Annotated in this window: 16 protein-coding genes; 10 read left to right on the top strand and 6 right to left on the bottom strand. The window is 64.7% G+C overall.

Features of this window, described 5'->3' with window-relative positions; translation table 11 throughout:
- The first annotated feature begins 602 nt into the window (after positions 1 to 602).
- Together HV711_RS06685 and HV711_RS06680 are read left to right on the top strand one after the other, a co-directional pair.
- Positions 603 to 2,294 carry a sensor domain-containing diguanylate cyclase gene (locus HV711_RS06685; protein WP_013587582.1) on the top strand — a complete coding sequence of 564 codons (1,692 nt, stop codon included), beginning with the start codon at positions 603 to 605 and terminating at the stop codon, positions 2,292 to 2,294.
- A gap of 122 nt (positions 2,295 to 2,416) precedes the next feature.
- A complete protein-coding gene (locus tag HV711_RS06680) occupies positions 2,417 to 2,683 on the top strand; it encodes a double-stranded DNA-specific endonuclease (RefSeq protein ID WP_028360464.1) in 267 nt (88 codons plus the stop codon).
- Positions 2,684 to 2,886: 203 nt separating this feature from the next.
- Here HV711_RS06680 and HV711_RS06675 read toward each other — a convergent pair whose 3' ends face one another.
- Positions 2,887 to 4,203: an ATP-binding protein gene (locus tag HV711_RS06675; RefSeq protein WP_013587580.1), complete on the bottom strand. Its 1,317-nt coding sequence runs from the start codon at positions 4,201 to 4,203 to the stop codon at positions 2,887 to 2,889.
- Positions 4,187 to 4,912, bottom strand: coding sequence for a response regulator (locus HV711_RS06670; RefSeq protein ID WP_013587579.1), 726 nt, complete (start codon positions 4,910 to 4,912; stop codon positions 4,187 to 4,189). The genes HV711_RS06675 and HV711_RS06670 overlap by 17 nt, the downstream gene beginning before the upstream one ends.
- Before the next feature lie 219 nt (positions 4,913 to 5,131).
- Here HV711_RS06670 and HV711_RS06665 point away from each other — a divergent pair, with 219 nt between their 5' ends.
- A complete protein-coding gene (locus HV711_RS06665) occupies positions 5,132 to 5,665 on the top strand; it encodes a Spy/CpxP family protein refolding chaperone (protein ID WP_028360463.1) in 534 nt (177 codons plus the stop codon).
- 195 nt (positions 5,666 to 5,860) lie between these two features.
- Here HV711_RS06665 and HV711_RS06660 read toward each other — a convergent pair whose 3' ends face one another.
- Entirely contained in the window at positions 5,861 to 6,571 is a 711-nt protein-coding gene (locus tag HV711_RS06660; RefSeq protein WP_013587577.1) for a pirin family protein, read from the bottom strand.
- Positions 6,572 to 7,078: 507 nt separating this feature from the next.
- Between HV711_RS06660 and HV711_RS06655 the strand changes: the two genes are divergently transcribed.
- The 5 genes from HV711_RS06655 to HV711_RS06635 all read left to right on the top strand — a co-directional run bounded on the left by HV711_RS06655 (position 7,079) and on the right by HV711_RS06635 (position 12,139).
- The gene (locus tag HV711_RS06655) at positions 7,079 to 7,855 is read left to right on the top strand and encodes an ABC transporter substrate-binding protein (RefSeq protein ID WP_013587576.1); all 777 of its coding nucleotides are present in this window, start codon (positions 7,079 to 7,081) and stop codon (positions 7,853 to 7,855) included.
- A gap of 319 nt (positions 7,856 to 8,174) precedes the next feature.
- Positions 8,175 to 8,864, top strand: a complete 690-nt coding sequence (locus HV711_RS06650) for an ABC transporter permease (protein ID WP_013587575.1) — start codon at positions 8,175 to 8,177, stop codon at positions 8,862 to 8,864.
- A complete protein-coding gene (locus tag HV711_RS06645; RefSeq protein ID WP_013587574.1) occupies positions 8,861 to 9,574 on the top strand; it encodes an ABC transporter permease in 714 nt (237 codons plus the stop codon). The genes HV711_RS06650 and HV711_RS06645 overlap by 4 nt, the downstream gene beginning before the upstream one ends.
- A gap of 41 nt (positions 9,575 to 9,615) precedes the next feature.
- Complete coding sequence (locus tag HV711_RS06640; RefSeq protein WP_028360461.1) at positions 9,616 to 10,395, top strand: ABC transporter ATP-binding protein; 780 nt, start codon at positions 9,616 to 9,618, stop codon at positions 10,393 to 10,395.
- Between the two features lie 619 nt (positions 10,396 to 11,014).
- Positions 11,015 to 12,139, top strand: a complete 1,125-nt coding sequence (locus HV711_RS06635) for a porin (RefSeq protein WP_013587572.1) — start codon at positions 11,015 to 11,017, stop codon at positions 12,137 to 12,139.
- A gap of 177 nt (positions 12,140 to 12,316) precedes the next feature.
- On the opposite strand, the gene glnK is transcribed toward HV711_RS06635, so the two are convergent.
- On the bottom strand, positions 12,317 to 12,655 hold the full coding sequence (gene glnK / locus HV711_RS06630; protein ID WP_006048444.1) for a P-II family nitrogen regulator: 339 nt from the start codon (positions 12,653 to 12,655) through the stop codon (positions 12,317 to 12,319).
- Between the two features lie 114 nt (positions 12,656 to 12,769).
- Positions 12,770 to 14,551 (bottom strand): NAD+ synthase, encoded by a 1,782-nt coding sequence (locus HV711_RS06625; RefSeq protein ID WP_035480518.1) that lies wholly within the window; start codon positions 14,549 to 14,551, stop codon positions 12,770 to 12,772.
- A gap of 136 nt (positions 14,552 to 14,687) precedes the next feature.
- On the opposite strand from HV711_RS06625, the gene HV711_RS06620 reads away from it, so the two are divergent.
- Positions 14,688 to 15,857, top strand: coding sequence for a GNAT family N-acetyltransferase (locus HV711_RS06620; RefSeq protein ID WP_035480584.1), 1,170 nt, complete (start codon positions 14,688 to 14,690; stop codon positions 15,855 to 15,857).
- A 9-nt stretch (positions 15,858 to 15,866) separates the two neighbouring features.
- The gene (locus HV711_RS06615) at positions 15,867 to 16,196 is read left to right on the top strand and encodes a GIY-YIG nuclease family protein (RefSeq protein ID WP_028360458.1); all 330 of its coding nucleotides are present in this window, start codon (positions 15,867 to 15,869) and stop codon (positions 16,194 to 16,196) included.
- A 14-nt stretch (positions 16,197 to 16,210) separates the two neighbouring features.
- Here HV711_RS06615 and HV711_RS06610 read toward each other — a convergent pair whose 3' ends face one another.
- A complete protein-coding gene (locus HV711_RS06610; protein WP_035480520.1) occupies positions 16,211 to 18,334 on the bottom strand; it encodes an FUSC family protein in 2,124 nt (707 codons plus the stop codon).
- Positions 18,335 to 18,491: the final 157 nt, after the last annotated feature.

Here is an 18,491-nt window from a genome sequence, read left to right as displayed (position 1 = left end):
CCGGCAACGCGAGCGCCGCTGGGCAAGCCGCCCCGGAGCGTCGATCGTCAAGCCAGAGTCCTGTCGCCGCAGGCGCCGCCCGTAGGCTGGCGAGCTTTCCTTTGTTTTGGACGGCACGACACTACACCATCCTATGTTTCAGGCACAACCTTTGACGGCAATTCTTGGCAACTTGCAGTGGCCGCCTGACAACGGGCCCGCAATGCGCTGACAGGGGCCTTCCGCCGAAGAGCGTCGGCCATGCCGCGATCATTGGCGCGTGCGCCTCGGGCATCCCTGCGCGCACCATCAAGAAACGTGCGCGGCTGCCGTTAAAAGCTGGATGGATGCCGCCACAATATGGATTTCATTCCCCAATAACGATGCCGTCTGGCCCCATGGCGGTTAAAATCCACAAAGATGCACCTTTATTGGTGGTTTTATCCCGGGCCGCTGCGGCGGCGTACGACCGCCTGGTGCAATAACGGCAAAAACCGACGCGGCCAGAAGGCGCGCGGCGCAACCCCGAGCGAAACGCGGGGCGAGGCGTCGGACCGATCGGCGCCGCGGCGCTGCCACGAATAAGCTAGTTGCATGTCTCAGCCAGACGGATCAGAGGGTCGATGAACAGGACAACCTTGCGCCAGGCAACCGGCCCGATCGGCTTCATGCTGATCGTACTGGCTTGCTGGTTCGTGGCCGGCATGGTCGCGGACCGGATGGTACAGCAAGAGCTCGACGCGGCGCTGCGCGCGCAACGCCAGATGGCCGCGTCGATCGTCGACAACATGGCCGAGGTGATCGCGAGCGACCTTGCCATGTCGCGGGCTATCCCCGCAACCATGGCCGAAATGGACGTGGTCCAGAACGCCCTGGTGCAATCCCGGAATTATGCCGCGAACGGCGAGGCGACGGAACCCGCGCTGCGCGCCGCGTTGCTCAAAGACGCGCGCATGAACGCGGTGAACACCTTTCTGCACCGGGCGCAGGGCTTCTCCGGGCTCGATCAGGTGTGGCTCGTCAATGCAAACGGCATCTGCGTGGCCTCGAGCGACGTGGTAGGCGGCTCACAGGCGCGAGGCGCTTCTTTCGTCGGCGTCGACATGCGCGTGCGCGCCTACCTCACCAACGCGCTGCTGGGCGCGTTCTCGGAGACGTATGGCGTGGGCCGCACGAGCGGCGAACCCGGCATCTTCATCGCGGTGCCGGTCTATGCGGACGGCGAGCTGGCGGGCGCGGTCGTCGCCAAGGTCGGGATCGCGCGGCTGCGCCACTGGGTCGCGCACGTCGGCACCTTCGTCGCCGACGACAACGGCGTCATCATCATGGCGCACGACAGCAAGCTCGAAGGCCGCGCGCTGCCCAACTCTCGCGTCACGAAAATGAGCACCGCCGAGCGCAGCGTGACCTATCGGCGGGACGTATTCCCGGACATCGAGATTCGCGTCGATCCCCTCATGCGCGAGCAGGCGCCGTGGGTCTCCCCCGCGATCGCCGAGCAGCTGTTCGGCTCGACCGGACGGCCGGGGCCGTCGCTGTATCAGACGCGCGGCGGCCTGAATTCGGGGCTCTCGGCGCATCTCGTCGAGCCGCTGTCGGCCTGGCCCGAGCTCCTGCGCAACCATAAACGCGATCATCTGCTGGTGTTTCTGACGCTTGCGGGAACCGTGGCGCTCGCGTGGGTCATCACCGTGTCGTATGTGCGCGAGCGGCGGCATCACCGGGCCACGCGCGATCTCGCCGAGCAGCTGCAGTCGGCGAATACGCTGCTGTCGGCCGAGGCGCGCCACGACGCGCTGACGGGCGCGCTGTCGCGGCGCTATTTCCTCGACCTGCTGCGTCACGAGATCGACCGCGCGCATTTGGGGAACCAGCCGCTGTGCATGGCGATTGCCGACCTGGATCACTTCAAGCAGATCAACGACCGCTTCGGCCATGCGGCCGGCGACCGCGCGCTCGAACATTTCGTCGACACCTGCCGTGCGGAACTGCGCGGCGCCGACGCGATCGGCCGGCTCGGCGGCGAGGAGTTCGGACTGCTGCTGCCGGCCACCGACCTGGCCGGCGGCCGCGAAGTGGTTGAGCGCTTGCGCTTGCGTCTGAAGGCCGTGCCGTCGGCGCAGTTGCCGGCTTCGGTCACGCTCTCGGTGAGCATCGGCATCACCGAGCTTTCCGTCGACGACCTCCCGGAGCGGATCATGAGCCGCGCCGACACGGCGCTCTACGCGGCCAAAACCGGCGGCCGCGATCGCACGGAGGCGCTGCCGCCCGACGACACCGCCCCGCCGGCGCGCACGGTCGCCAACGTCTGGTAACGTCCGTGACGGCGAGTCCGCCGTCTGGTGCCACGCAAGCCGGCCACCGAGCCTCCCGCGAACGAGCAGGTATGATCGACACTGAGTTCGAGTTGTCGCTACCGCTTTAACGGGAGATTCGCATGAAGGGAAATCTGGTCATTGTCTGCCGCGATCAGGACGCTGACGCGTTCGACAATTTGCTGGCCGAATATGGCGCGTTCCAGACGCGGCTGTCGTCCACCGCGTGGTATCTGAAGCTGGACGTCGCGCCGGAAGTCATTCAGGAAGAAATACTTGAGCGCCTCGGCAAATATACGACCCACTATATTTTCGAGGCCGAGAGCGCGACGTGGAATACGGTGGACAGCGAGGCGGCGAACGCGCTGAATACACTGTTCTCGGATTAAAACGCGAGGGTTTGAAGCGGCGGCGGCCGAGGTCGAGCTCGTGGTCGTGGCGGGCAGCCGCGGCGGCGATCAGGAGCCGCATCAGGAGCGGCATCACAGGTCAGCAAGAAGGCCGCCCGGCGAGCGCCGCGAACCAGGGTACAAACCATTCCACAAACCACTCGCGAGGCGGCCGGGCGACCCACGCCGCGCCTGCATCCGAATCACCAGACCGTTTCCGAAGCCGCCCTCGCCTGAGGCACCGCGGCAAACGGAAAGCTCATCAAGACGCGCAAGCCACGGCCTTCGTGATTGCCGATCTGCCACTCGCCGCCGGCACGCCGCACCAGCCGCTCGACAATGGCGAGCCCGAGTCCGCTGTGGCCATTGCCGCCGCGCGCCGGATCGAGCCGCACGAAAGGCCGGCTCGCATTGACGAGGTCTTGCGCGGCGATGCCCTTGCCGTTGTCGCTGACCGACAGCGTAAAGCCCTCCGCGGTGCGCGCAGTGGCGACCACGATGGGCGGCGCGCCGTACGCATGCGCATTGTCGAGCAGGTTCGACAGAATCCGGTCGAGCGTGGCGGCGGGCAGCAGGAAACCCGGGCCCGCCCGCAGGTCGGTTTGCACGGTGGGCGCGCCGGAGGCCACCGCCCGATAGCTGCGCACCACGCGCTCGCACTGCGCGTCGACCTCGACGGCTTCGCTGCGATCCGCGCCGTCGTGCGCGAACACGAGAAACTGTTCGACGATGTGCGTCATTGAATCCACGTCGCGTACGACGCCGTCGCGCATCTTCGCCTCGTCCATCATTTCGGCGCGCAGCCGCAAGCGCGCAAGCGGCGTCTTCAGATCGTGCGCGACGCCCGCGAGCATCACGGCACGGTCGTTTTCCGTGCGCGCGACTTCCTGCACCATCTGGTTGAAGCCATGCGTCAATTGCCGCAACTCGCGCGGCCCGCGCTCGGGCACGGGCGGCACCGGCAGGCCGCGGCCGAAGCGCGCCACCGCCTGCGCGAGAGAGCGCAACGGCTGCTGCAGCGCCCACGCGGCGAAGAGCGCTGCCATCACCGCGAACGAGAAGATGATGACGAGCCACAGCACCGTGCGGTCGAGCGAACGCGGCGGCCGTAACGGCTGCACCGGTACGACGATCCAGCTGCGGTCGGCGGGCGCCCGCACCCACAGCGTGGGCGGACGGCCGGGCAGACCGACGCGCACCTGCGTTCCGGACGGCATGCGGTCGCGTACGTCTTCAATGAAGCGCTCGAGCGGCGGCGGCATGTCCGCCGTGTCGGGCGGCACCTCGGGGCTCGCCGGGTCGACGAGCTTCACGCGCGACGGCAGCGGCTGATCCGGGTTGCGGGCCACGTGCTGACGCACCGCGTCGACGAGAAACGTGGCTTCTTCGACGGCGTAGCGGGTTTGCAGCTGGCTGCGCTCGAGGCGCATGAGCGCATACCACGCGAAATGCGACAGCAGCAGCACCGCGACGACCAGCAACGCCAGCCGTCCGAACAGTGAGTCAATGGGCCGGCGCATGCTGTTCGCCGTCCGGCACGAACACGTAGCCCCGCCCGCGCACGGTCTGGATGAAGCGCGGCGTGGACGGGTCGGTTTCGAGGATGCGCCGCAGACGCCACACCTGCACGTCGATGCCGCGGTCGGTGCCGTCGTATTCGGGACCATGCAGCAGCTCGAGTAGACGCTCGCGCGTGAGCGTGCGCATGGGGTGATTGACGAAGATCTTCAGCAACGCGAACTCGCTGCCCGACAGCGTGAGCGGCTTGTCTTCCTGATGCAGCGTGCGCGACTGGAAATCGAGCGTGAAGCGGCCGAAGCTGAACGGCTCGCGCTGCTCCGGCGCGGCGGCCGAAGGCGACGTGCGGCGACGGCGCAGCACCGCCTGCACGCGCGCGAGCAGTTCGCGCGGATTGAACGGCTTGCCGAGGTAGTCGTCCGCGCCGAGTTCGAGACCGACAATCCGGTCGACGTCGTCCGCGCGCGCGGTCAGCATGATGACGGGAATGTCGTCGCCCGACGCGCGCAGCTTGCGCAAAGCGGTGAGCCCGTCCACGCCCGGCATCATCAGGTCGAGCACGATCAGGTCGGGACGCTCGCGTTCGAGTCTGCGCTCGAGCGAGCCCGCGTCGTGCAGCACCGACACCTCGATCCCCTGGCGGGCCAGATAGTCGCGCAGAAGATCGCGCAATTCGACGTCGTCGTCGACAACAAGTATTTGAGTAGCCATGGAATGGAGTTTAACGCGCGGCAGGAGCGGTTTTCGATTTCAGGCAGGCCTCAAGGGTTACCGGGTGTTACGGTGAAAGCTGCACGTAATGACCCGTAACAGCGGCGCGAAGCCGCGTAACACAGCGCGGCAGGCAGTTCTCTACGCTCTGTCTTACCGAATGCAGGCCGTCAACTGGATCGGATGCATCGTCGGCTATTCCATTACAAGGAGCCTTACATGTCCAACCAAAAAATCTCGCGCGCTCTCGCCGTTGCCGCCACCGCTCTCGCCATCGGCGCGGGCGCGGCCTACGCCGCGCAACCTGCTCACGAGGTGCACGGCGGCCCCGGCGGCTGGCACGGCCACTTCATGAAAGAGCTCACGCAGCTGCACGACCAGTTGAAGCTGAACGCAGACCAGGAAAAGCAGTGGCAGGCCGCGCTCGACACCATGAAGCAAAACCATGAGGCGATGCGGACCAACCACGAGCAAATGAAGAGCCAGTTCAAGGCCGCGCAGCAACAGCCGATTCTGGATCTCAACGCGATGGCCGCGGCTCATCAGCAGATCGAGCAGAAAGACGCGCAACTGCGCCAGCAAACCACGGACGCCTGGCTCAAGTTCTACAACAGCCTGAACGATCAGCAGAAGACCACCGTCAGCACGGCGCTGAAGCAGCGCTTTGCGAAGATGGAAGCGCGTCATGAGAAGATGCGCGAGCGCTGGCAGGAACATCGCGGCGCGGCGTCGGCGCCGGCTGCGAACCAGTAACCCCGCGCCGCCGGCACGGCGGCTTGCGGCTGTCAATGCAGGAACGCCACGGGAACCTTGCGATCCCGTGGCGTTTTCTTTCTTTGTATAGCGGCAGCGCCCCTGTCAGTGCCTCCCGGCGCACGGACTGGGCGGCGCCCGCGCACTCGTTGCGCGCTCAACCATCTGTCGACAGGCGGCGCGCTACAACCCGCTTCAGCCATCCAGCCGGCCCAGGTCGAAGAGCAGCACTTCGGCTTGATTGCCCTGTTCCAGCGTCACCGTGTCCGTGTCGCTGAGCTTGGCGGCGTCGCCGGCCTGCAACACCTCGCCGTTCACCGTCAGCGAACCGCGTGCCACGTGCACGTAGACAAGCCGTCCGTCAGGCACTGCGAAGCTGGCCGTTTCCGCACCGTCGATGAGCGCGGCGTAAATCGACGCGTCCGCATGAATTGTCACCGAGCCGTCGCGGCCGTCGGGCGAGGCAACGACGCGCAGACGGCCGCGCTTGTCCGCGGCGTCGAAGCGCTTTTCCTCGTAGCCCGGCTGATCTCCCGCGCGGCGCGGAATCACCCAGATCTGCAGCAGATGCGCCTCTTCGTCCGGCGACGCGTTGAACTCGCTGTGCATGACGCCCGTGCCGGCGCTCATGCGCTGCACGTCGCCAGGACGGATGGTGGAGCCGTTGCCCATGCTGTCGCGGTGCGCGAGCGCCCCTTCGAGCACGTACGTGACGATCTCCATGTCGCGGTGTCCGTGCGTGCCGAAACCCTGCCCGCCCGCGATGCGGTCTTCGTTGATCACCCGCAGCGGCCCGAAATGGACGTGCTCGGGGTCGCGGTAATCGGCAAACGAAAAGCTGTGATACGAGTCGAGCCAGCCGTGGTTGGCGTGGCCCCGTTCTGCGGAGCGGCGAATTTCGATCATGACGTACTCCCGGTCAAATTGGCGATGACGAGAATGTATGGGCTCGCCGCGCGCCGGACAATCGGGCGCAAGCGCACCGGATCGTTTCGTAAATCCGCGTAATCCGACACGACCTTGCCGTGGCACGCCGCTGAGCGCGGCGGCGCAGGGATACGTCGCGCATACGCAACGCCCGCAGCACGGGGCGGGCGCGGGGGGCATCGCGCACTGGCGCCCGGCCCCTCTTCGGGTAAAATACCGCGCTTTTCTATGCTTGCCGTGGCGCAAGGCGCGTCCGGCACACCCGGACACCGCGCCGAGAGCAGGCCAGCACGATGCCAACGCGGGTCTAACGCGAGGCCCACACCCGGCCAACAGCGGGGCAACGTCAGGCCGACACCGGGCCAACCGCAGGCAAAAAAGCGCGGCGGCGCGGGAATTTTGACCGCCTAGAATAGCGACGGCCGGCCACAAGCCAGGCTCAGTCGGGATCGGACGCGAGGCCGATCAGTTTGACCCAGGAGAAACATGAAGAAGCTCGCACTGTGCGTAGCGCTCGCCGTCATGGCCACCGGCGCCATGGCCAAAGAATGGAAAACCGTACGCATCGGGGTTGACGCCAGCTATCCGCCGTTCGAATCGAAGGCGGCCAGCGGCCAGGTGGTCGGCTTCGACGTCGATCTGACCCGCGCGCTGTGCGCAAGAATGAACGTCAAGTGCGTGTGGGTGGAGCAGGATTTCGACGGCATCATCCCGGCGCTGAAGGGCAAGAAGTTCGACGCGATCGTGTCGTCGCTGACCGTCACGGACAAGCGCCGCGAGCAGATCGATTTCTCCGACAAGCTGTTCGACGCCCCCGCCCGCATGATCGCCAGAACCGGCTCGCCGCTTCTGCCCACCGCTGACTCGCTGAAGGGCAAACGCGTCGGCGTCGAGCAAGGCACGACCCAGGAAGCGTACGCCAAGGCGTATTGGGAACCGAAGGGCGTGACCGTCGTGCCCTACCAGAATCAGGACCAGGTCTACGCCGACCTCACCTCCGGCCGGCTCGACGCCGCGCTGCAGGACGAAATCCAGGCCGACGCCGGGTTTCTGAAAACGCCGCGCGGCAAGGGCTTTGCCTGGGCCGGCCCGGAAGTGAAAGACCCGAAGACCATCGGCGAAGGCACGGCCATCGGTCTGCGCAAGGACGATGCCGAACTGAAGGCGATGTTCAACAAGGCGCTCGCGCAGGTTCATCAGGACGGCACGTTCAGGAAGCTCGAAAAGCAGTACTTCGACTTCGCGATCTATCCCGAACACTGAGCGCTGCGGGTACGCGTCGCGCGGCCGCCGTCTCGCACACCCGCTAAGGGACCTGACTGAGGGCTCCCGTCGAATGCAGCAAAAAGGAGACTCGGGGCTCGCCCGCATGGGCGTGTCCGGGGCTTCGTAATACAGTCGGTCTGGTTTCAAAGAGAGTCGAAAAGCGCGCTGCAGGTCCGGCAACGGCCATGCAGTCATGATTTGCACAGCGGTGCGCTGTGCGCCGCGGATCACGGCGAGCCATGCTCGCGGTACTTGCGGCGCCACGCCGCCCGCGTCTTTCGCGGTGTGTCGCAAACGCATCGTCAAGGACCCCCTTATGTTCCTTCAAGGCTACGGCCCGCTGCTTCTCAACGGCACTTGGCAAACCGTCAAGCTGGCGGTGTTATCGCTGGCGCTCGCTTTCTTGCTGGGCCTGCTCGGCGCGGCGGCGAAACTGTCGAAGAACCGTCTGTCGTACGGCGCCGGCACCGTCTACACGACCCTCGTGCGCGGCGTGCCCGACCTCGTGCTGATGCTGCTGCTCTTCTACAGCATCCAGATCTGGCTCAACAATCTGACCGACATGCTCGGCTGGGATCAGATCGACATCGACCCGTTCGTGGCCGGCGTCGCGGTGCTCGGCTTCATCTACGGCGCGTATTTCACCGAGACCTTCCGCGGCGCGTTTCTCGCCGTGCCGCGCGGCCAGCTCGAAGCCGGCGCGGCCTACGGCATGACGAGCTGGCAAGTGTTCTCGCGCATCATGTTCCCGCAGATGATGCGCTTCGCGCTGCCCGGCATCGGCAATAACTGGCAGGTGATGGTGAAGGCCACGGCGCTCGTGTCGATCATCGGTCTCGCGGATGTGGTCAAGGCTTCGCAGGACGCGGGCAAAGGCACCCTGCGGTTTTTCTTCTTTACCCTGCTTGCGGGCGCGATCTACCTCGTCATCACCACAGTGTCGAACTTCGTGCTGATGTACCTCGAAAAGCGTTACTCGACCGGCGTGCGAAAGGCGGATCTATGATCGAGATCATTCAGGAATACTGGCGTAACTATCTCTACACGGATGGCTACCGCTTTACGGGCCTCGCCATTACGTTGTGGCTGCTCGTCGTGTCGATCGGCCTCGGCTTCTGCCTGTCCATTCCGCTCGCCGTGGCGCGCGTCTCGAAGAAGAAATGGCTCGCGGGTCTCGTGTGGCTCTACACCTACATCTTCCGCGGCACGCCGCTTTATGTGCAGTTGCTGCTGTGCTACACGGGCTTGTACAGCCTCGAAATTGTCCGCAATCACGAGCTGACCAACGCGTTCTTCCGCGACGGCATGCATTGCACGCTGCTCGCGTTCACGCTGAACACTTGCGCGTACACCACCGAAATTTTCGCCGGCGCGATCAAGGCGACGCCGTATGGCGAAATCGAAGCGGCGCGCGCGTACGGCATGTCGTCGTTCACGCTCTACCGGCGCGTGATTCTGCCCTCGGCGCTGCGCCGCGCGTTGCCGTACTACAGCAACGAAGTGATCCTGATGCTGCACGCCACGACCGTCGCTTTTACCGCGACCGTGCCGGACATTCTGAAGATCGCGCGCGACGTGAACTCGGCGACGTATCAGTCGTTCAATGCATTCGGCATTGCCGCCCTGCTCTATCTGTGCATTTCTTTCGCGCTCGTGTGGCTGTTCCGCCGCGCGGAGCGCCGCTGGCTCGCTTACCTGCGGCCGCAAGGCAAATAACCGGGCCCGCGCCCAGCACGTAAGCACGCCCAAGGATTCTGATGAACAACACGAAGCAAAAGCTTTTCGTCGACGAGCTTCATAAACAATATGGCGACAATGAAGTCCTCAAGGGCGTTTCGCTGAAGGCGAATGCCGGCGACGTCATCAGCGTGATCGGCTCGTCCGGGTCGGGCAAGAGCACGATGCTCCGCTGCATCAACTTCCTCGAACAGCCGAACGCCGGGCGCATCTTCGTGGACGGCGAAGAAGTCCGCACGCAGATCGCGAAGAACGGCGCGCTGCGCGTGTCCGACCCGAGGCAACTGCAGCGCGTGCGGACCAAACTGTCGATGGTGTTTCAGCACTTCAACCTGTGGTCGCACATGAACGTGCTCGAGAACATCGTCGAGGCGCCCGTCAATGTGCTCGGTCTCAAGCGCAAGGAAGCGGAAGACCGCGCGCGCGAGTACCTGGAAAAAGTCGGCCTCGCGCCGCGTCTGGAAAAGCAGTATCCGTCACATCTGTCGGGCGGCCAGCAGCAGCGCGTGGCGATCGCCCGCGCGCTGGCCATGCACCCCGACGTCATGCTGTTCGACGAACCGACCTCCGCGCTCGATCCGGAACTCGTCGGCGAAGTGCTGAAAGTCATGCAGACGCTCGCCGAGGAAGGCCGCACGATGATCGTCGTCACGCACGAAATGGCGTTTGCGCGCAACGTGTCCAACCACGTGATGTTCCTGCATCAAGGCCGCGTGGAAGAAGAAGGCCACCCCGACGAGGTGTTCAGAAACACTCGCAGCGAGCGCCTGAAGCAGTTCCTTTCCGGCAGTCTCAAATAGCACAACCTATCGCACAACCTGGTATTTGAGATTCGTCGACGTATCTTGATAACGGGTTGTAGTCGAAGTAGTTTTACAAGGCGCTTACGAGCGCCTTTTTTTGTTTCGGTCACCTGTGTAATCGCCTCGTTTCGGCCCGCCGAACCCCATCCCATGGGCCTCCCAGGCCGCCTTTTGCGCACTAACCTGCCGTATCGCAAGCGTCAATAGTGGCAATCCTTAATCTTGCTGCGCGCGATCCGTGATTCCCTTGTCGTGTAAGGGGTTTCGCCGTTTTAGCGAACCGTGCAACGGGTCTTTGCGCACATCGGTATTGCAATTTGGAGACACAGGTCAACGCCGGTACTAATTTCTTCTCACACTCAAGTCTATTTTTGATAAATTAGTAACCAAAGTAGCAAAACTAAGTTCATTAAAAGTAGTTTTACTTCAAAGCACAGAGGAGAACCGGTCGGCGAGGGATCGGCATGACCACCAGACAGCCCCAAGGCTGCAGGTCAGGACAGGAGACCAATCCGCCCGCTAATCTCCCTGGTACCGATTTCTGTTCGGCGCGGCTCGCGTCCGAACACCATTCGCAGTACTGGGTTTCACTTTTTGACAGGGTATGGAGGAGAAGATGAAGAAAGCTTTGCTCGCCGCTGCGCTGATGTCGGCCGGTGTTGTTGCGCATGCTCAAAGCAGCGTGACGCTGTATGGCCGCCTGGACGCAGGTCTCGAATACATCAGCGGGCTGCCGAACGCCAACTATACCGGTTCGACCTCCCGCTTCCGCGCGGAAAGCGGTGACTGGGGTACCAGCCTGTGGGGTATGAAGGGCGTCGAGGACATCGGTGGCGGCAACAAGGTCCTGTTCCAGTTGGAAGGCTCGTTCAACACGATGAACGGCCAGGGTCCTGGCGGCGGCGGTCTCTTCAATCGCTGGGCAACGGTCGGTCTGTCGAACAGCGCATACGGTACGTTGACGATGGGCCGCATGCTCTTCATCTCGAACGGCGTGTGGGACTTCGACCCGTTCGGTCAATCGAACTGGTCGTCGGCATCGCTGGTGCGTGGCCGCAACTGGCCGCAATCGAGCAACAACATCGCTTACCAGTCGCCGAAGTTCTACGGCTTTGACGTGTACGGCCAGTACGCGCTGTCGAACGCGACGAACTGGAACGGTAACGGCACGACGCCGCAAGGCCGTGAAGCCGGCCTGCAACTGACGTACACCTCGTCGCTGTTCCAGGTTCGCGGCATGTACGACGAAATCCGCAACTCGGCAAACGGCAACTTCACGAACCCGTTCACCGCATCGCGTGAATACACGGCTGCCTTCAACGTGTTCCTCGGCCAGTTCAAGGTCCAGGGCGCGTACCAGGCAGTGCGCACGTCGTCGGCTGCCAGCGCGGCAGGCACCTCGCCGACGTCGCTCGATCACGAATGGGGCGGTGTGACGTGGCAAGCCACGCCGGCTGCTGCACTGATCGCGGCGGTCTACCACGTGAACGCGAACAAGGGCGGCGGCAACGCAACGATCTACACGATCGGCGGCTCGTACAACCTGTCGAAGCGCACGCTGCTCGACATCCAGATCGCAACCGTGCGTAACAGCAAGACGGCCAACTTCGGTCTGGACGCCAACAACGCAGGCAACGGCGGCAACATCACCGCCTCGGACGGCACGGTCTCCTACAACGAGAACCCGCTGCCGGGCCACAGCCAGACTGGCGTGTACGCAGGTATTCAACACTCGTTCTGATCAAACGGTGTTCCCCGAAGGCATTGCCTTCGGGGCTTAGATGGTCTTCAAGAGAATCTTTTTCACGCTGCTGCGAGAGGCGCGTATCGGTGCGATGTCCGCAAGGGTATCGCACCGTTTTTTATTGGCGCGCAAGTTTTGCGATGCGCCGGCGCACCGCTTCGGTGCGCGAATGACTTAGACCGCCGCCTCGTTTTCCTCGCCGGTGCGTATGCGGATCACCCGCTCGACGTCCGCGACGAAAATCTTGCCGTCGCCGATCTTGCCGGTGCGCGCCGCGCCGATGATCGCGTCGATCACCTGATCGCACTGGTTGTCCGCCACCACCACTTCGATCTTCACTTTCGGCAGGAAGTCGACCACATACTCTGCACCACGATAGAGCTCGGTATGGCCTTTCTGCCGGCCGAAGCCTTTGACCTCGGTAACGGTCAGGCCCGTGAGGCCGACTTCTGCGAGCGCCTCGCGCACTTCGTCGAGTTTGAACGGTTTGATGACTGCGGTGATGCGCTTCATGGCGAACCTCGTCTCGTGACTGGAAGAGTGAAAGGAAAGGGGATGATTTTTATTCTACGCCGCGCCGGATGCCTTGAGGCAGTCCGGCGCGCATCGGCGCGCCGCCGCGACGGCTCACGCCACCGGTTCGGTGTAGCGTGACGTGATCGGATAACGCCAGTCGCGGCCGAACGCGCGATGCGTGACGCGAATGCCAATCGGCGCCTGGCGGCGCTTGTACTCGTTGATCTTGATGAGCCGCGTGACGCGCTTCACGTCTTCGGCCGCGTAACCGGCCGCGACGATTTCGGCGAGCGAGCGGTCCTCTTCCATGTACATGCGCATGATCGCGTCGAGCACGTCGTAGGGCGGCAGGCTGTCCTGATCGGTCTGGTTCTCGCGCAATTCCGCGGACGGCGCGCGCGTCAGAATGCGCTCCGGAATCACGTCCTGCTTCTCGAAGCACGCAGCCTGATTACGGTAATGGCACAGGCGATAAACCAGCGTCTTCGCAATGTCCTTGATTACCGCGAAGCCGCCCGCCATGTCGCCGTAGAGCGTGCAATAGCCCACCGCCATCTCGCTCTTGTTGCCGGTGGTGAGCACGATCGAGCCGAACTTGTTCGACAGCGCCATCAGCAGCGTGCCGCGAATGCGCGCCTGGATGTTCTCCTCGGTGGCGTCTTCCGGGCGTCCTTCGAATTCCTGCGCGAGCGAGCTGCGGAATGCGTCGAACATCGGCGCAATCGCGATTTCGTCGTAGCGCACGCCCACGCGGCGGGCCATGTCGGCTGCGTCGGTAGTGGAGATGTCGGCCGTGTAGCGCGAGGGCATCATTACCGCGCGCACGCGCTCCGCGCCGAGCGCATCGCACGCGACGGCCAGCACCAGCGCCGAATCCACGCCGCCCGAAAGCCCGATGATCGCGCCAGGAAAGCCGTTTTTGTTCACGTAGTCGCGCACGCCCATGACGAGCGCCGCGTAGACCTGTGCCTCGAGCGAAAGCTCGGGCGCCGTTGCGCTGCTCACTCCGCTGCCCGCGTTCGCTATGCCGTCGGCCTCGCCGCGCACCGGCGCGCCGTTGTCGAAGTCGACAAGTGCGGTCGCTTCTTCGAACTGCGCCATCTTCGCGACGAGTTCGCCTTGCGCGTCGAGCACGAAGGAGCCGCCGTCGAACACGAGCTCGTCCTGTGCGCCGACCATGTTCACGTAGACCATGGGCAGCCCGGTTTCGCGAATCCGCGCGCGCAGAATGTCGAAGCGCACCGCCTCCTTGTTCAGGTGGAAGGGCGAGCCGTTCGGAATGAGCAGCACTTGCGCGCCCGCCGCTTTGGCCATTTGCGCGGCCGACGCATGCCACGCGTCTTCGCAGATCACCACGCCGTACTTCACGCCGTCGAGTTCGAACACGAACGGCTGCGGGTCGGACGCGAAGTAGCGTTTCTCGTCGAACACCTCGGTGTTGGGCAGATCCTGCTTGCGATAAGTGCCCGCAATCCTGCCGTCGACGAGCAGCGAGGCCGCGTTGAACGTGTCGACCGGCGGCAGGCCGCGCTCGATCGGCCTGTTTGCATTACCATGAGCCTGGTTCGCCCCGCCGTTTGCACCACCGTTTGCACCGCTGTTCGCCCCGCCGTTTGCATCATCACGCAGCGGATGGCCGACGATCACATGCAGCCCCGCAAATTGCTTCAGCTGCGTGGCGAGGTCCGCGAGCGCCGCGGCGCTTGCGGTGTAGAACGCGGGGCGCAGCAGCAGATCTTCGGGCGGATAGCCGGACAGCGCGAGTTCGGGCGCGATCAGCAGTTTTGCGCCGGCATGGTGCGCGTCACGCGCGGCAGCGACGATCTTCGCGACGTTGCCGGCGAAGTCGCCGACGGTGACATTGATTTGAGCAAGAGCGATTCGTGTCTTCATGGCAGGATCGACGGGCAAGCGAGAGCTTGCGCGTCACGCGGCGTGTTATTGGCTCGACGGAACGGACAACTCGGATAAACGAACGACGCAGTACGTGCTTGACGGACCGCGTCGCTCATTGGAACTGTCACACAGATTGAATCAGGAACGCTTTGATTATCGCACGGGCATTCTGGCGTCGCCCTCCGACGTGGACGCCGCCGAATGGAACGCCCTCCTCGCGCGGCAGCCGCAACCCACGCCGTTTTTGCGGCACGAGTTCCTGAGCGCGCTGCACGCCACGCGTTGCGCGGTCGCGGACACCGGCTGGGCACCGCAATTCGTCACGCTGACGGACCCGCTGACGGGCAAGCTCGCGGCGGCCGCGCCGGTTTATCTGAAGGGCCACTCGTACGGCGAGTATGTGTTCGACTGGGCCTGGGCCGACGCCTACAAGCGCAACGGGCTGCCGTATTACCCGAAGCTTCTGTGCGCCGTGCCCTTCACGCCCGTGCAAGGCACGCGTCTCCTTGCCGCCGACGCCCGTGCGTTGCGGCATCTCGCGGCCACCTTGATGGCATTCGCCGAGCAGGCCGACGTGTCGTCGCTGCATGTGCTGTTTCCGACCGAAGCCGAGGCGAACGCGCTCACCGACATGGGCATGATGCAGCGCGAAGGCGTGCAGTTTCACTGGCTGAACGACGGCTACCGCGACTTCGACGATTTTCTTTCGACGCTCGAACAGAAGAAGCGCAAGAACATTCGCGCGGAGCGCCGCAAGGTGCGCGACGCCGGCATCACGATGCGCCGCATCCGCGGCGAGGACATTCAGGACGCCGACTGGCGCTTTTTCAGCAAGTGTTACCGGCAGACTTACCGCGAGCACTTTTCGAGCCCGTATCTGAATCTCGACTTTTTCCGCATGATTGGCGCGTCGATGCCGGAGAACCTGCTGCTCGTGATCGCGGAATACGAGGGCAAGCCGATTGCGAGTTCGCTCGTGGTCTATCAGCGCGACGCAAAAACCGGCGGCACGCTGTACGGCCGTTACTGGGGCGCGCTCGAACACGTGCCGTGCCTGCACTTCGAGACCGCGTACTATCAGCCGCTCGAGTTCTGCATCGAAGAAAAGCTCGGCGCGTTCGAAGGCGGCGCGCAGGGCGAGCACAAGATGGCGCGCGGCTTCCTGCCCACGGTCACGCGCTCGGCCCACTGGCTCGCGCATCCCGCTTTCGCCGATGCGGTCGGCCATTTCCTCGACAATGAAAAGAACAGCATCCACGCGTATGTGGACGAGCTGCGCGAACACAATCCGTTCAAAGGCTGACGCGCGTCCATGGCGTGGTTTCTCTATCTGCTCGAATGCTCCGACGGCAGCGTCTATACGGGCATCGCCACCGACGTCGCGGCGCGCTTCGAAAAACACGCGAGCGGCCTCGGCGCGCGCTACACGCGCTCGCGCAAACCCGTGCGCGTGCTGGCGTCGTTCGAACTGACGGACCGCGCGAGCGCTTCGCGCGCCGAGTATTGGGTCAAGCGGCTCACGCCGGCCCAGAAGCGCGGGCTGGCGGCCGGCGAACGAACGCTGGAATCGGTGTTGCCTTTGCCCGAGCCGGAGTTGGCGGCCGACGCCGACGAAAGCGCGAAACAAGGCGATGCGTCGTAAGCCGGGCGCTTAACCTAACCCCGTGCTTCGCGCATCCGTTCGGTGAGCAGACGCTGCATCAGTGCAAGCTCGCCCACCGCGTCCGCTTCCAGCGAGCTCAGGCGCTCGCGCGGCGGCAGCTCGTGCCGCAGCGGCACGATCGTCCGATTCAGCGCGGCCTCGATATCCGCGCTGACCGCCGTGACCCATGCGCGCAACTGCGCGTCCATATCGTGCTGTTCGTGCCGGTTGGCGCTTAGCCGCAGCTGCGTCGCCGTCCCCGCCATCTTGCGCAGCAGACTCAGCACCGTCAGCGTGACGGTATCGACCATCGAGTCCTCGAGCTTTTCCAGCCGAACGCGCGCGACCGCTTCCTCCGCATTGTTGCTGCCGAGCCCCGCCGCCCTGCGCAGGCGCTCCACGTCCTTTTCGTTGCGGCGCGGCGACTCCAGCGCGGCGAGCAGGTAGGCGAGATTGGCGCGCACGGCATCGCCGAGATACGCGCGGTAGTCGGTTTTCTCGCGCGTCGGCCACAGGTAGAAGGTGGCGAAGAGCGCCAGCACGCAGCCGAGCACGTTGTTGCCGAGGCGCGTCAACGCAAACGCGAACTCGCTCGCGCCGGGCGTCGCGAAGTCGGCGACAAGCACGAAGGTCGGCGTGAGGAACAGCACGAACAGGCTGTAGCTGACAGGGCGCAATGCCATGGTGGCCATGACGAGCGGAAAGACGGCGAGCGAAATGCCGAGCGGCGAATGAATCGCATAGCCGATGCCTGCCGCCAGCACGCCACCGACAATGCTGCCTGCCGCGCGCTCGATGCTGCGCGGCCAGGTCGCGGCAATCGACGGCTGCAGAATCAGCAGCGTCGCCATGGTCGCCCAGTAGCCGAACGGCAAACCCAGCGCGCGAATCACCAGAAAGCCGGCCGTCGTCGTGACGCCGACGCGCGCCGCGTGGCGCAAACCCACGGACTCGAAAGACAGATTCGCCTTGAGCGTCGACCACACTCGCGCGAGCGTGACTGCGACGCTCCCGGCGAACCGCGGCGGCGCCTGCACCGGCGTGAAGTCGACCAGTTCGAAATCGGACTTCAGCTTGACCGGCTCCATCAGCGCGGGTTCGAGACGCCGCGCGAGCCGGCGCAAACGCATCTGCAGCCAGGCGAGATGGGTCCAGCGCGCTTCGTTCGCGTCCACGCCGATGTTGCGCAGCAGTTCGCCCATGCCCGCGAGCAGACGGGCCGCCCGCACGGTATGGCGCGCGGGCGGCTCATTGTTCGCGCCGGCGGGCATCTTTTCGCACGCGCCCGAGACGGCGATCAGATAGGCGAACAACGCCTCGCCTTCGGTCAGTAAGCCGAGCAGCGTGTCGTATGTCTCGCGCGCGCCGGTGCGCGTGGCCGGCACGCGGGCCAGCGCCTTGCGCGAGCGCTCGAGCGCGGCGCGCGCATCGGCGCGAAACTGCGCGGCATGGGTCGCCCACTCGCGCGGCGTGCTGCGCTGCTGCAGCAGACGGGCGCTGTCGAGCGCAATGTCCGCGAGCCGCCAATACACCGTGCGCAACGAAGCGCGGCTCGCGCCGAACGGATGAATGCGCCACACCGTCAGGCTCAGCGCGACCGCGAACAGGCAGCCGAGCAGGTAGACGCCGAGAAACGCGAGTCCTTCGCGGACGTCGCGCATGGGCCGGTCGACCATCACGACGCAGGCGGTGGCGGCGAGAATCGTCACCTGCGAAGTCGCCGCGCCCCAGATGCGGCCGAACGCGCCGAGGCTCGTGAAGACCAGGACTGCGAGCGCCGCGACCGCCGTTCCGCTCGCCGACGCCAAGGCGGTGAGCCCGCCGCATAGCGTGGAAAGCAGCGCGAAGCCCATCATCGACGCAAAGCGCGCGCGGTTGGAACCGGCGGCATCGGCGAGACAGGTCCAGAACGCGCCGATGGCCGCCCAAGCAAAAGTCGGGTCGTGCAGCAGGTTGCCGACCGCCAGCATCGCCGTCGAGGCGCACGCGGCCCGCAAGCCTTCGGCGAGGCTCGCCTCGCTGGCGGAAAACGACACCATCCACACCGGCCGCTTGCGATAGATCGCCGAGGCGATCGCATACAGCCGATTCGACCAGCGGGGCGAGAAAGACGGCGGGTGCGACTTGCGGTTCATCATCCGGACGGTGGGTTCCTGAAGCGGGCGTGTGAGCGGCGCCGGAGCGGCAACCACGAGCCACGAATCTTAAGGGTTTACACCAGGATATAAAAATGGCTTTGGTTCATCCACGCGATGCGTTTCGGCTATGCGAGCGTGCGCGAGGCTGGGCGAATGC

Origin of the sequence: Paraburkholderia phenoliruptrix (assembly GCF_902859825.1) — a bacterium.
In the GTDB taxonomy this organism is placed as follows: Bacteria; Pseudomonadota; Gammaproteobacteria; order Burkholderiales; family Burkholderiaceae; genus Paraburkholderia; species Paraburkholderia phenoliruptrix.
The sequence above is the reverse complement of the archived record's forward strand: the minus strand, read 5'-3'. Positions and strand labels throughout refer to the sequence as shown.